The following is a 14,766-nucleotide window of genomic DNA, read 5'->3' on the forward strand; positions in this document are numbered from 1 at the left end:
AGACGAACGTAAGCACTGGCATGCGCCGGCTAAACCCCATGAGAGGTTTAGTTAGACATGAAGAAAATGCTCATCAACGCTACGCATGCAGAAGAAATGCGCGTAGCACTCGTCGATGGCCAGAAACTATACGATCTGGATATCGAGAACAGAACCCGCCTGCAAAAGAAAGCCAACATCTATGTTGGCAAAATCACCCGCGTAGAACCCAGCCTCGAAGCGGCCTTTGTGGACTTTGGCGCTGAGCGTCACGGCTTTCTTTCCGTTAAGGAAATTGCCCGAGAATACTTTTATCGCAATCCCAAAGACGTGGACGGCAAGTTCTCCATTCGCGATGTCGTCAAGGAAGGCACTCGCCTCATCGTTCAGGTAGACAAGGAAGAGCGCGGCAACAAGGGCGCAGCGCTGACCACGTTTATCAGCCTCCCCGGCCGCTATATGGTGCTCATGCCCAACAATCCCCGTGCTGGCGGCATTTCCCGCCGCATTGAGGGTGATGATCGCGCAGAACTGCGCGAGGCGCTCAGTGCCCTGGATATTCCCGATGGCATGGGTGTGATTATCCGCACCGCAGGTGTGGGTCGATCCGCAGAAGAGCTGCAATGGGACCTCAACTACCTCTTGCAGCTCTGGGAAGCCGTCAGCAAGGCTGGCGAAGAGAACCGCTCGCCGGTGCTTCTTTATCAGGAGAGCAACGTCATCATCCGTGCCGTGCGCGATTATCTTCGGGACGATGTGGATCAGGTGCTCATCGATTCCCCTGATGCATTCAAGCAGGCCATGGATTTTGTCAGCATGGTGATGCCCAAGTATCAGCAACGCATCAAGCTCTACGAAGACAACATTCCCCTCTTCAACCGATTCCAGATTGAGAGTCAGATCGAAACTGCCTTTCAGCGCGAAGTGAGGCTACCGTCCGGCGGATCGATCGTGATCGACCCTACGGAAGCTCTGGTATCGATCGATATCAACTCCGCCCGAGCAACAAAAGGTGCCAATATTGAGGCTACCGCCCTGCAAACAAACCTTGAGGCGGCAGATGAAGTTGCCCGTCAATTGCGTTTGCGTGACATGGGTGGACTCATTGTTATTGATTTCATCGACATGCTCGCGGCCAAGAATCAGCGCGCCGTCGAGAATCGCATGCGCGATGCCCTCGCTATCGATCGTGCCCGAGTGCAGGTTGGGCGAATTTCACGCTTTGGGCTGTTGGAGATGTCCCGTCAGCGATTGCGCCCCTCCCTGGGAGAAACCAGCGCCATTATCTGTCCCCGCTGTACGGGACAGGGCAGTATTCGCGACACCAAGTCCCTGTCTCTTTCCATCCTGCGTTTGCTGGAGGAGGAAGCCATCAAGGACCGCACCGCCGAGGTGCGCGCCATCGTACCCGTGGATGTCGCTGCCTATCTGCTCAACGAGAAACGTGTCGCCCTGAGCGAGGTCGAGTCCCTGACAAGGGTTCGCGTACTGGTGATACCCAATCCCAACCTCGAGACACCGCACTTTGAAGTGACCCGTCTACGCGACGACGAAGTCGAAGGGGATCAGCAGACCAGCTACAAGGTAGAGATTGCAGTTCCCGACGCAGACAGCATTTCGGACAGCCATGATCACAGCCTGCCGACTCAGGAAGCCGTGGTGCAGAGAATTGCGCCCACGGCCGCACCAGCACCCACCGCGGTAGCGGACAGTGAAGCCACGGAGCCGGCGTCAGTGTCAGGCGCTGCCACAAGCGCGGCAACAACAGCTGTTGCCGCCACGGCGGCCGTCGCTGCCAAACCCGGATTGGCACAGCGTCTCTGGGTCAGTTTCTTTGGGGATCCCAATGCGAACGCCGAAGAAGCCGGTGCAGAGGAAGCAGGAGCCGTCACCACTTCCGATAGCAATACATCAGAAAGCGCAGATGCTGAGGGTGATCGCCCCAAGCGTACCCGAGGCCGTCGCCGCCGCGGTGGCCAGGGCCGCAACCAGAATCGCAACGCTGAGGATACGGATCAGAACGCGGACTCGAAGGACAGCGAAGCCAGCACCGACGCCGCTGAGGCAAGGACCGGAAGCGCCTCCGATGAGGACGGAAGTGAAAAGCCGGAAGACGGTACCCGTCGCCGTCGCCGCCGTCGTTCCCGCGGCGGTCGTCGCTCGGGGCCCGATGGACAGGAGAGCACGGGAGAATCCGGTGTTACCCAGTCTGAAGATTCCAGTGATAGCGATGAGGCAGCAGCTGTAGCCAGCGAAGATGATAACGGCGAGAGCAGCGATCGCGATCAGGACGTCGCGAGCGAACATAAGCCCCGGAAACGCCCCAGCAATCAGCGCCGCGGAGAACCCCGCCGTCGCCGTCGCAAGCCCGTGACGGAGACCGCCGAGGCCGTAGCTGAAGAGCAAACGGATCAGGCGTCTACGAGCGTTGTAGAGTCAGAAGCCGAATCGTCGGTAGAGCCCGTAGAAGCCATAGAAGCCGTAACAGAGGTCGAGGCAGTGGCTGAAACAGCATCTGTAGTCGATGAATCAGCGGTCGATGCAAGTCTCAACGACGCCGAAGCTAGCAATTCAGTTGCTGCCGCTGATGAAGCCCTGACAGGTGAAGCGGCAACCGCGACAGATACGGTCGAAGCAGCGGAGACACCCGTGGCTGAGGAAGCAACCAAGCCCGCCTCCGCCGGTAGCAGCATTGAAGCCGCCATGGGTTTGAGTGCGGCGACTGATGGGCAGACAGCGATAGTTGAAGCCGAGGACAGCCCCGAAGCAGTAGACGATGTGAGCGAGGTGGTAGCCGACGCGACTGCAGACACTGCTCAGGCTCCCGCGCCCGCGGAGCCTGCGGCGGCCACGCTGCAGGTAGACGCCAAAGCAGCCAATGCTCCCGGTGAAGGACTCACCGAAGAGGGTCGCGCGGTCAACGATCCCAGGGTTTCACCCTCACCGGTTCAGGAGCTACATATTGAGACAGGACAAATCGTGCTCTTCTCCGAGACCGCCGCACCAGCGGTGGAAGCGCCCGATCGGCAAGTTCCCAGGGCCAGTAACGACCCGCGGGGACCGAAAGACGCCGTAAGCGCAGAAGCTTGAGGCAGACTGTCAGACAGCAACGCGCGGTTAAACGAGCAAGCGTGTAGTCGATGAAGAGTCGCCTCAGTTAAAGCCTGAAGCGCTCTTTTGGCGATAGGACACCGGGCTCTGGTGCTTTTTGTACCAGGACCGGTGTTTTTTTATGGGGCCTCGAAAACCACCCGCCCGTCTACAATAGTCATGACGACCTGCGTTTGATGAATGGCGTAGGGATCCAGGTCGAACAAATCCTTATCGATAACCACCATGTCCGCCTGTTTTCCCGGAGTGATCGAGCCGATCTGATCCTCAAGACCCAGCTGATAGGCTCCGTCCAGGGTATAGCCGCGTAGGGCCTGAGCCAGGGTGATTCTCTCTTCCACCGGGGGTTGAGGCGCATAGTCCTTGTCCCCGGTTGGCTGGCGCGTGAGTGCCATTTCGATATTGAACAATGGATTCATGCCATCGAGACCGATCCAACTGGCAGGAAAGTCACTACCCAGGGTGACCTTGCCCCCCCCTTTGGCTATGGAGTTCAGGGGGTACATATGCGTCATCCTCTCCTCTCCCAGATAAGCCAGGGCGATGTCGTCGTAGGCGTACCAGGTGGGGGTAGACTGCACGATGACATCCAGCTCACCGAAGCGAGGCACGTCGGCAGGATTCACCACCTGGGCATGGCAAATGGTGAAACGACTGGTGCTGTTCTCTTGTTCTGCGCGCGCATACTCCACCAGATCCAGAGCCATGCGAACGGCTCCATCGCCGATGGCATGAAGGTGTACATCAATGCCCTGCCCGGCTGCCCCGGCCACAACTTCTTTGGTTTTTTCCAGTGGTACGAGGGGCTCGGCACGGTGACCCGGGGGCGACTGGTAGGGCTCGATGGTGTAGGCGGTCTGTGCCTCCACCGTGCCATCAAGGCTCACTTTCAGTACCTCTACATCGAAAAACTCGTTTTCATACTCCCGGGATAAGCGTTCCAGGTCTTCGAGAGCCGTAATCAGTCCCCTCTCGCTGTTGACGTAATGAGAACCCACCACCCGAAGGGGCAACGCACCTCTGGCGGCACGCTCGCCCATGAACCGGAATAGTTCACCGTCTCCCTCGATCATGCCCGCATCAAAGGCGGCCGTGATGCCCATGGACGACATGCTGGCAAAAAAGGCATCCGCCGCCTCATCAAGAATGTCGCTATCGATAACGCCAAGGGCCTCGGCGACCCAGCCAAAGGCCTCACCTTCGATGAGCCAACCCGTGGGACTACCGTCGGGGTAGCGACGATAAAAATGAGCGCCCGGTTTGGGGTCCGGCGTGGCAGCCGTGAGACCCACGGTCTCCATGGCAAGGCTGTTGACCCATGCGGAGTGAAAGCCCTCGTCAAAGATTATTGCGGGACGGTCCGAAACCACGCTATCCAAGTCCTTCGCGGTAGGTCCTTCGGGACCGAATGCTGCGCCAAGAAAACCCGTGCCGATCAATGGGTTTTGTTCCGGATAGGCTTCGGCGTGGGCTGCGATTGTTGCCAGGGCTTCTGCACGACTCATGGCTGGTGAGAGGCTGGCGGCGAACAGATAGGGCAGCGTCGATCCCACATGCATATGACTGTCGATAAACCCGGGCAGGAGCAGCCTGCCTTCCAGATCGTGCCGCTGGGTATCCGCATCTATAAAAGCTTCGACGCCGGCATTGCTTCCCACGTACACGATGGTATCGCCCTTAACGGCCACCGCCTCCGCCCAGGGAGCGGCCTCATTGAGGGTGTACACCTTCCCGCCAGACAGCACCAGATCCGCGGCCTCCTGTGACCGTGCGCTGGAAACAACACCTGGACAAAACAGCAGAGAGACTAACAAGTAAGAGAATAAGGAAAATGGGGCTTTCACACTGTGACTCATACGCACTCCTGTGCCGTGAACGCCGCCCCGCTGATACCTGGGGCAGCTGACTCGATCTACACCAATCGGTACTATGGCTGCCGAAAGCTCCGCCCACAAGCCCACTACACCCAGTGCTGGTTTTAGGCACACTTCGCATCACGCCCGGCACATTAAGGAAGCCCCATGACACAGCAACAACCCCCGGAGGCTGTCTGGTTGAAGGCCAAGTTACGGGAAGGCTACGACCGCCTGCAGCGTGGCGATCAAAATGGTGCTGCGCAGTGCTGCCGCCAAATTCTTCAGCGCAAACCCGATCTTCCCGAGGGACATTTTCTTGTGGGCATGATTGCCCTCGAGACCAACGATATACGCACGGCCATTCAGGGCTTCGGCTCCGTCACCAAACTCCAGCCGGATCACGGTGCAGCCTGGGCCCAGCTTGCGCGTATTTTTATTCGCCGTGGGCAGGTCAACCGGGCGGAGGATGCTCTGGAAAAAGCGGTGGCACATGCTGACGATAATCCTGCGATTCAGGACACCATTGCCAGCGTGTATACGCTCCTTGGCAATGCTGCAGCGGCATCGCCATGGCAGGAAAAAGCGCTGCAGCATCAGCCCGCCAATATTGGCTTTGTGATTAACCGTGCAAACAATCTGATGTTTCTGGGTGATTTTTCCCGCGCCCGCGAGCTTCTGGAGAGCGCCATTGCCCGCCATCCCGGCCACGCGAACGCCCACTGGCTGCTGTCAGGGTTGGAAAAAGCCCGCAACCACAATCACATCACGGTGCTTCGGGAGATTCTGGACAGGGAGTCCCGGAACGACCGGGACACGGCATTTTTAAGCTACGCCCTGGGAAAAGAGTTGGAAGATCTGAAGGAGTGGCCCCAGGCCTTTGACGCCTTCGCTCGCGGCGCAGCGGCACGTCGACGAACCCTCAGCTATGACGAGCAAGGGGAAATCGACTTTTTTGAGATGCTCTCTGCCACTTACACCCGGGACTGGCTAAGCAGCCGTGCCCCGGGCAACGACAGTCACGCCCCGATCTTTATTGTCGGCCAGCCACGCACTGGCACTACACTGGTAGAGCGCATTATCAGCAGTCACAGCGCGGTGCATTCCGCAGGAGAACTGCGGCAGTTCGAAGGCGCCTGTCGGCGGCTCCTGGGAGCGCGGGGGGACGGAAGCCTCAAGGCCGTGTTCGCGGAGGCGGCAACCCTGGACCCCAAAAAACTGGGCAGTGCCTATATGAGGCTCACGCAGCCCATGCAGGGCGATGGCAGTCATTTCGTGGACAAGCTGCCTGCCAATTTTCGCTTTGTACCACTGATTCTGGCCGCCCTACCCAACGCAAAAATTATTCACGTACGGCGAAGCCCCATGGATGCCTGTTTTGCCAGCTTCAAACAGCTGTTCGCGGATGCCTACCCCCACTCCTATGAACAGGGAGAAATGGCCCGGCACCATGCCCGCTATTACCAGCTCATGAGCGACTGGCGGGAGCGCTTCGGACTGCGCTATCACGAAGTTGACTACGAGGCGGTAGCGGCAGACCCGGAGCCTCAGGCCCGGGCGCTCCTCAGCTTTATCCAGCTCCCCTGGGAAGATCAGTGTCTCGATTTTTATAATCAGCGTGGTGCCGTAACGACCGCCAGCGTCGTTCAGGTAAGAGAAGCTGCCCACACACGCAGCGTAGGTCGCTGGCGCCGCTATGAAAAGCAGCTTGCACCCATGCGCCAGACTCTCGAAGAGCTGAAGATACCCCTGGACCACCAGGCTCTGTCGCCATAGAAACAACACACGCTACCCACTTAGGGGTACCGCTAATCCTCATCTAATGCTTGTCTGGCCATACGTTGTTTCGTAGTCTTGGTTTATCGGGCACAGCACAACAAAGAAGTAGTACGACTGTTTCTCTGACAACGAGCGCGGGGACGACAGGCATAGCACACGCAGAGCGACAGCCTGCAGACAGAGCCCATCACTTTTCAGGTCGAGCATCCGGGGTCCCTATGAATACAGCGTCATCAGCTACGTCTACTAAACGGTCACCATCGGCGCAGCACTGCGCTGAGTCCAAGGGGCTTTCGACGCCATCAGCCTCCCGGCGACACCTCGCCCTTGCGGTCTCGGCAGCCCTTGCCGCCAGCACAGCTCAGGCGCAACAACTTGAAGAAGTGATCGTCACGGCGACCAAGCGCGCCGAATCGGTGATGGATGTGGGCCTCGCGGTGCAGGCTTTGTCCGGTGATTTTCTTCGCACGGTGAACACCGACGACGTCAAAGATCTTGTCACCTTCACTCCCGGGGTAACGGGAAACTCGAAGGATAGCTTCCTTGACACCATAGCCGTCAGGGGCATTACCACCAACGATTTTGGAAACGGCGCAGATCCTTCCCTGGGTGTCTACAAAAACGGCTTTTATCAGGGCCGTAACGGCGCCGCAGTCACCAGCGTATTTGATCTGGAGCGCTCAGAGATTCTCCGGGGCCCCCAGGGCTTTCTTTTTGGTCGCAACTCCATCGCCGGCGCCATGAATATCATCAGTCGCCGACCCGTGCAGGACGATGCTGATGCCTACATCGACGTTCGCGCCGGGGAGCGCGGTATTTTCCGCGTCGAAGGGGCTACAAACTTTGATGTCAGCGACGCCATCAGTGTTCGCGTCGCGGGCCTCCATTCGCGGGAAGACGGCTACGTTAATAACGAAATCACCGGCGAAGACTTCATTCAACACGAAAAAAGCGCCCTGCGTCTTACGGGCGTCTACGATGACGGCGGCGCACTCACCGCGACGCTGTTCCTGGAATACGAGGATCGCGATCAATCGGGCACCATTTACCGGGCCACGGGCCGGGGTGCCTCCTACGAGTTTCTCGAGGGCATCTATGGTGACATCGCCCTGCCCTCTGACCCCAGGGATGTGCGTATTGATGGCCCCCGAAACGGTCTCTTTGACGGTGGGGAGGTTTTTCAACTGGGCCTTGAGCTGAACTACGACCTGGGCTGGGCTACGCTTACGTCTCTCACAGGCTACAAAACCCATGAGTACGGCTATACAGAAGATTTTGACGCCACGAGCCTCACGATCTTCAACTACGAGCAGGATCAGGAGGGTGAGTACTTCGAGCAGGAGCTGCGCCTCACCTCTGACAACGAGGGTATGTTTAACTGGTACGCCGGTGTGTCCTACTATCGAGAAGACATCGACACGGAGTTTCTGGGCCAGCAGGACGAGGACGTGTACTGCAATGTTTACTGGGGCGATAACTGTCAGGGCGTCTTTGACTATTACAATGCCTATGGGCTCAGCGATTATCTCGAATACTACTTTGGCACCAGTACCTGGACGCCCAGCAGCAACAATGGCTTGATTGATGACTGGAATCGCACCGAAGGCGTATTTCAGGGCTGGGCCGCCTACGTGGACCTCCAGTTCCGATTCTCTGATCAGCTGGATGCGAGCCTGGGGGTTCGCTATAACGACGACGAGAAAGAATTCTCCCAGCGCGTTCTGAGCGAACGCAATGGCAGCTTGCTGGGCCAGGTCGTGCAGACCGGCTTCACTACGCCCGAAGGCGCTGTTTCCGACACCCTCAGCTGGAGCGAGCCCACCTGGCGCGGTGTCGTTAACTGGCGACCCGTAGATGACATGCTGGTGTACTTCAGCGTCACCACCGGCTACAAACAGGGGGGCTTTAACAGCTTCTCTGTGGCGGGCGTACCCTTTGGCGGGGAAGCCCTGCCCGGTGTTAATCTGCCAACGTCCTTCGACTCCGAGACGGTGACCTCCTACGAGATTGGCTACAAAGCCACGCAGTGGGATGGTCGCAGCCAACTCTCCGTAAATGCTTTCACCTACGCCTACGAAGGTCTGCAGACAACCTGCAGCGAGCCGGGCTCCCCGATTGTTGAAGTTTGTAATGCGGAGCTCGACGGCATTGGTGCGGAGGGTGTCTGGAACGTGGCACTCACCGATATCCTGAGTTTCGGTCTCGGCATTTCCTGGCTGGATACGGAGGGCTCCAATATTCAGTCTCAATGCACCGGCGGTCTGGCCCTGTTGGGCGACGATACGATTTGCGAAGGCTCGCCTGCTCCCGGGATTCCGGAATGGACGGCTTACGGCACGATCGACGCCGTACTGCCCTTTGGATCCGGCGAACTCTACGGCAACCTGTCTGCGAGCTGGGAAGATGACGCCGTCACCGACTGGGAACCGTTTATTCCCGCAACGGTTGCGGCAGGATTACAGGAAACAGGTAGCTACACCGAGGTTCAGGCATTGGGCGGTTACCGATCCGACGCCGGCTGGGCCCTTGCGCTCTACGTGGAAAACCTCCTCGATGATGAGTATTACGACGCGGAAGGCGGCATCAGTATTGGTGGGCAGCCCTATGTCCAGTCGAGCATCAGTCCCAGCCGGCCTCGCACCGTGGGCATGCGCTTTACCTGGAACCTCTAGGACAGCCTCTTGCCCTCGCGTCTGAACATCACCCGCAGGGACTTTCTCGGTGGCATAGCTCTCGGCACCACGGCGGGCGCGCTGACGCCACTGGAGCTGTTGGCTCAATCAGCGGCCGCTCCCTATCCCCCGGCGCTCACGGGCATGCGAGGCAGCCAGCCTGGTTCCTTTGACGTTGCCCACGCGATGGCCTGGGGCGGCAAGGAGTTTTCAGTGCCGAGGGAGCAAACTGACGATGACTACGACCTGGTGGTCGTCGGTGGCGGTATCTCCGGGCTTGCGGCGGCGTTTTACTGGCAACAGCAAAAGGGCACGGACAGCCGCATTCTGATACTGGATAACCACGATGATTTTGGCGGCCACGCACGGCGCAACGAATTCACCGTGGATGGTAAAAAACTCGTCGGCTACGGTGGCAGCCAGTCCATCGATACTCCTGGCAGCTACTCTCCGGCCGCGGCGCAACTGCTTCGTGATGTGGGCATCATTACCGATCGCTTCTACGACTACTACGACCAGGACTTTTTTGCCGGGGCAAAGCTGGGCCGGGGCAGCTATTTCCCTGAAGAGGTTTATGGGAAAGATCTCACGTTGCCGGGTGTGAAAAGCTGGCGCAGCAGCGACGACGCTGCACTCACAGAGAACGATATCAGGGATTACCCCATTCCCCTGGAGGCGCGCACCGCCCTGCTCTCCCTGATGAACAGCACCATTAACTATGCAGCGCACATCCCCCGGGAACAGCGGGCCGAGTGGCTACGCGGGCAGACCTACCGGGAATTTTTATTGGACGTGGTGGGCGTACCGGAGGATGTCTACTATCTCTTCCGCGACAGCGCCCGGGGTTGGTGGGGAGTTGGCTGGGATGCGCTTTCTACCCTCGCCGCAGCCAGCATGGGTATGCCCGGCACCGCCTATCTTGATCTTCCCGAGGGCAGCTCCGACGAACCTGTGCGGGATGAGCCTTATATTTTTCATTTTCCTGACGGCAATGCGGGGGTGGCCCGGGCCATTCTCCGCAAGCTCATTCCCGACGCCGTTCCCGGATCGACCATGGAAGATCTGGTGCTCGCAAAAACCGATTACGGCAAGCTCGATCGCAAAGAAAGCCCCTGCCGACTCCGGCTCAACAGCACCGCGGTCAATGTGCACCATACGCCCGACGGCTCTCATGTCGATGTCAGCTATGTACGCGACGGGAAAAGTCACCGGGTGCGCGCCAGGCATGCAGTGCTCGCCTGCTACAACGCCATCATTCCGCATATTGCGCCGGAGCTTCCCGATGATCAGCGGGATGCCATCAACTACGCCACCAAGGTGCCCCTCATCTACATCAGCGTTGCTGTCCGCAACTGGCGCCCCTTCGCTGAGCTCGGCATGCACAGCATCAGCGTGATGCAATCGGACTTTATGCATTCTTTTGGCATGGACTTCCCCGTGTCGATGGGCGGCGTCAAGTACCCCGAAAACCCGGATGAGGCTGCGATACTGCATGGCAGCGTGGTGCCCTGCGCACCGGATCAGGGACTGACCGCCAAAGAGCAGCATGTCATTGGTCGCCAGGCGATGTATCAGATGAGCTACAACGACATGGAAAGCCGTATCCTGCGACAGTTGAGCGGCGGGCTCAGGGGCACCAGCTTTGATCCCGAGCGGGATATCGCTGCTATCACGGTGAACCGCTGGCCCCACGGTTACGCCTATGAATACAACGATTACTCGGACCCACCGGAGTACGGGCCCGGCTACGGACCTCATCTTCTCGGCGCCCGGCAAATGGGACGTATCTCCGTTGCCAACTCCGACGCTTCTGCCTACGCCTTCGTCGACGGCGCCATTGATGCGGCCTATCGCGCTACCCGCGAACAGCTAAGCTGAGGATATGGTTTCCAGCGACCCGGGCATACTGAGCTTACTACCCACCATCCTGGTTTTCTCCCTCGCTGTCTGGACCCGCCGCCCCATAGAGTCCCTCCTCTGCGGATCCCTCCTCGGACTCGTAATGCTTTTCGGCAGCGGATTTGTCACGGGTATGGCGGAAGCCTCAATCGTTGTACTCACAGATCCCGACGTAGCGTGGGTAATCCTTGTCTGTGGTCTCATGGGCGGATTAATTGCGCTACTCATGCGCAGCGGCGCCAGCGGCGCTTTCACCGCGTTTATCAGTACGCGCGTCAAAGACGAGAAGCGTGCGCTGTTCGCAACCTGGCTCCTGGGTATCGCCATGTTTGTCGACGATTATTTGAACTCTCTGGCCGTGGGCGCAGCTATGCGCGACGTCACCGATAAGTTCAAAATATCCCGGGAAAAGCTCGCCTACGTGGTCGACTCCACGGCTGCTCCCATCAGCGTCATCATTCCCTATTCGACCTGGGGCGCCTTTTTTGCGGGCTTGCTCGTGGCGAATGGCCTCGCCGAAGACGGTGAAGGGCTCGACGTGTACATCAGTGCAATTCCCTATATGTTCTATGCCTGGGCAGCGGTCCTGGTAGTGCCATTGGTAATCGGCGGCTGGATACCCTCTCTGGGCAGCATGCGCGCCGCTGACGAAAGGGCACGGTCGACGGGAGTGACCGTTCCACCGGAAGCCCAGCACATCGAAAACGCCAACCGCGCCATTGCACCCAAGGCCGGTGTGAGGCCTCGCCTGTGGCTCTTTCTTGTGCCCATGATCTGTCTCGTCGGCGCAACGATCGCGGCGGACAATGACTTCCTTGTCGGCATCTACATTACCCTTGGAGCCACTCTTGTCGTGGTGCTAGGCATGCGAATTCTCGATCTTCACGATGCCTTTGACACGGTGCTGGACGGCTTCAAAACCATGATTGAACCGCTGGCTGTATTGGTCGCTGCCTTTATCCTCAAGGAAGTGAATGATGATCTGGGTATGGCTACCTATGTGGTTGCTTCCCTGGAACCCTTACTCACTGCTCAGATTTTGCCCTTCGCGGTTTTTCTATCCATGGGCCTGGTATCTTTTCTGACGGGATCGAACTGGGGGGTGTTTGTCATCATCCTTCCTATTGTGGTGGCCCTGGGTAACAGCGTGGACGCCGACATGACGCTCCTTATCGGAGCCACCCTGTCTGCCAGCACCTTTGGCAGTCACGCCTGCTTTTACTCCGATGCCACGGTACTCACGGCCCAGGCAACGGGCTGCACGCCCATGCAACACGCCCTCACACAGCTGCCTTTTGCGCTAATCGCAGCGGCAATCGCCGCCGTAGGCTACCTGGCGGTAGGATATGCAATCTGAGCTATTCTTCCGTTCCGACAGTGCCAAAGACATTGAGAACAACAACCTGAACACGCCAAGGAAAGGAGCATTAACGTGAATCGAATACCCCTGAAAAAAACCGTCCTTGCGGCAACGTTGGGAAGTGCCATGTTTGCGGCAGCCCTCCCAGTGCTGGCCGATACGGCCATTCATCCCGCCGAAATGAGTCGTGAGGATATTGCGGGGGCGATTTTCGATCGTCCCGATACGCTCATTAAGGGCGAGGGAGCCGATACCGTGAAGGACGTAACCTCCCTGCTGTCCTCGGATGGTCGCTTCGCGAGCGGCATGTATATGGCAGGAAAGTCACGGTGGGTTATCGACGAACCCTATGGTGTTGATGAGTTTATGTATTTTTTGGAAGGTGGCGTCACCCTCACGTCCAGTGATGGGAGCATCACGGAAATCGCTGCAGGCGAAGCCGTCACAATTCCCAAGGAGTGGACGGGTATCTGGGAGACCGACGGCTACAAAAAGATCTGGGTTATTTATTCCGAGGACGGCTCGGGGCTGGAATAACGCCTGAGCACGCAGATTAATATTTGGGGCATTATGATTTCGGGCCGCGCAGAACTCAGGCTCGATGCCGTCTAAAGCGGAGTGTGTGGCAAAGACAAAGACTACCGTTGCCACACCGAAATCAGTAGGTATAATCTGCGCCTCTCGTGATACGAGATTCCGGTGGGCTGGCTGAGTGGTCGAAAGCGGCGGTCTTGAAAACCGTTGAAGGTTTATCCCTTCCTAAGGTTCGAATCCTTAGCCCACCGCCAAATGCTCAACAAAATAAACGCCTTCGGGCGTTTTTTTTTGGCCTGTCCGTTACGCGCCCTGTTATGAAACGAATCTCCACGCCCAGCTTATTGAGTGCCAATCCAGTTTCAACAGCATCAGCCCCGAGTGTCACTGAGCGCGAGTTCTTCGCCTTCGATTCCGCGCTCGCGCTCAACGTGCTTTTCTTGGCGCTGAGCGCGGTTTTTCTACTGTGGCGCAGGAGAGTCAGTAGCCTGCCGGGTGGGGAACGCAAGGGAGGCGACAAAATTCTTTTGTAATGGCTTGCGTTTCTTTCTTGTGGCCTGACATTGGCGCTGTGAAGCCCTCAGCGGGCATGGTCTGGATTTCCAGACCTCGCGCAACGTCCATATCGGAAGCTGGAGGCTCCAGGGAAAACTGTCCGACCCTCTCGACCCTCTTGACTCTCTCGCCCCTCTCACGGGATTCTTGCTCGATTAAAGGCTGTGATTTTGAAAATCAGGGCAAGCTCAGACAATTAGCGCTCCCTCGCTCGCAATTGCACAGCTTTCTTATACCTGTACAGCGCGCTATCGGCGCGGAGCAAGGCCTGGTCAACGGTTTCGCCCGCAGCTAGACAGGTGAGGCCAACGCTGGCAGACACTGACTGCTCTGTCTCTGCGGGGAGTATGGATAGCATCAAACTCTTAAAATCCTCCTCGATTTTCTCGCTCAGACTGCTGAGTAATGCTCGGGAGCCGACAGCGAAGAACGCAAACTCATCGCCACCCAGGCGGCCAACCATTCCAATACCGTCTACGGTATTCCGAAGATGAGCAGCGACCGCGACGAGCACGCGGTCCCCCATTAGATGACCGTAGGTGTCATTAATCTCTTTGAACCTATCCAAATCCACCATGCCCAGGAGAAACAACTGGTCTTCGTTAAGATCCCGAAACGCGGCCTCCACCGCCCGGAAAAAACCTCGACGGTTCGCCACCCGGGTCAGGTCATCTTGCGTAGACAGCGCCAACACTTGCCTATGGGCCTCTTCAAGGCTCCGCAACACTCGCGCCAATACCAATGTCGATAGCGGAGCCACGACCAGAGGCACCAGGGTCGCGGCGAACAAGTAGTAATAGATAACGCCTGATTCCCGCTCCTGAGGCGATTGGTTGGGCAGCGCCAGCGCCAGCGTCAACGCCAGGGAGGCAAGAACCGCTACGACGGTAACCAGGACGATGAGCCCCCAGGCACCGAATCGACGATAGAGCCGCATAACGCGACTGTCAAAAATGTTCTGATCCGAACCCGTGTGTTCCACTATAGTTGCTCAAATCGATGAAGCGCCAAGACCGTACGAACA

9 protein-coding genes and 1 tRNA gene are annotated in these 14,766 nt (G+C 58.1%); 8 read left to right on the forward strand and 2 right to left on the reverse strand.

Going from position 1 to position 14,766, the window contains the following annotated elements:
- Positions 1–57 precede the first annotated feature (57 nt).
- Positions 58–3,069, forward strand: a complete 3,012-nt coding sequence (gene rne / locus KT71_RS10170; protein WP_008295491.1) for a ribonuclease E — start codon at positions 58–60, stop codon at positions 3,067–3,069.
- Between the two features lie 140 nt (positions 3,070–3,209).
- On the opposite strand, the gene KT71_RS10175 is transcribed toward rne, so the two are convergent.
- Positions 3,210–4,946, reverse strand: coding sequence for an amidohydrolase (locus KT71_RS10175; RefSeq protein ID WP_023659578.1), 1,737 nt, complete (start codon positions 4,944–4,946; stop codon positions 3,210–3,212).
- A 165-nt stretch (positions 4,947–5,111) separates the two neighbouring features.
- Here KT71_RS10175 and KT71_RS10180 point away from each other — a divergent pair, with 165 nt between their 5' ends.
- From KT71_RS10180 to KT71_RS20490, 7 genes are all read left to right on the forward strand, one after another.
- Positions 5,112–6,719 carry a tetratricopeptide repeat-containing sulfotransferase family protein gene (locus KT71_RS10180; RefSeq protein ID WP_008295489.1) on the forward strand — a complete coding sequence of 536 codons (1,608 nt, stop codon included), beginning with the start codon at positions 5,112–5,114 and terminating at the stop codon, positions 6,717–6,719.
- Between the two features lie 221 nt (positions 6,720–6,940).
- Entirely contained in the window at positions 6,941–9,394 is a 2,454-nt protein-coding gene (locus KT71_RS10185; protein WP_023659580.1) for a TonB-dependent receptor, read from the forward strand.
- 9 nt (positions 9,395–9,403) lie between these two features.
- Entirely contained in the window at positions 9,404–11,272 is a 1,869-nt protein-coding gene (locus KT71_RS10190) for an NAD(P)/FAD-dependent oxidoreductase (RefSeq protein WP_008295487.1), read from the forward strand.
- 4 nt (positions 11,273–11,276) lie between these two features.
- A complete protein-coding gene (locus tag KT71_RS10195) occupies positions 11,277–12,650 on the forward strand; it encodes a Na+/H+ antiporter NhaC family protein (protein ID WP_008295486.1) in 1,374 nt (457 codons plus the stop codon).
- Between the two features lie 75 nt (positions 12,651–12,725).
- A complete protein-coding gene (locus tag KT71_RS10200) occupies positions 12,726–13,190 on the forward strand; it encodes a cupin domain-containing protein (protein WP_008295485.1) in 465 nt (154 codons plus the stop codon).
- 161 nt (positions 13,191–13,351) lie between these two features.
- Positions 13,352–13,441: transfer RNA gene (locus tag KT71_RS10205), tRNA-Ser, on the forward strand.
- 63 nt (positions 13,442–13,504) lie between these two features.
- Complete coding sequence (locus KT71_RS20490) at positions 13,505–13,720, forward strand: hypothetical protein (RefSeq protein ID WP_008295484.1); 216 nt, start codon at positions 13,505–13,507, stop codon at positions 13,718–13,720.
- A gap of 218 nt (positions 13,721–13,938) precedes the next feature.
- Here KT71_RS20490 and KT71_RS19710 read toward each other — a convergent pair whose 3' ends face one another.
- Positions 13,939–14,724, reverse strand: coding sequence for a GGDEF domain-containing protein (locus KT71_RS19710; RefSeq protein ID WP_023659581.1), 786 nt, complete (start codon positions 14,722–14,724; stop codon positions 13,939–13,941).
- Between the last annotated feature and the right edge of the window lie 42 nt (positions 14,725–14,766).

Origin of the sequence: Congregibacter litoralis KT71, from assembly GCF_000153125.2 — a bacterium.
GTDB lineage: Bacteria > Pseudomonadota > Gammaproteobacteria > Pseudomonadales > Halieaceae > Congregibacter > Congregibacter litoralis.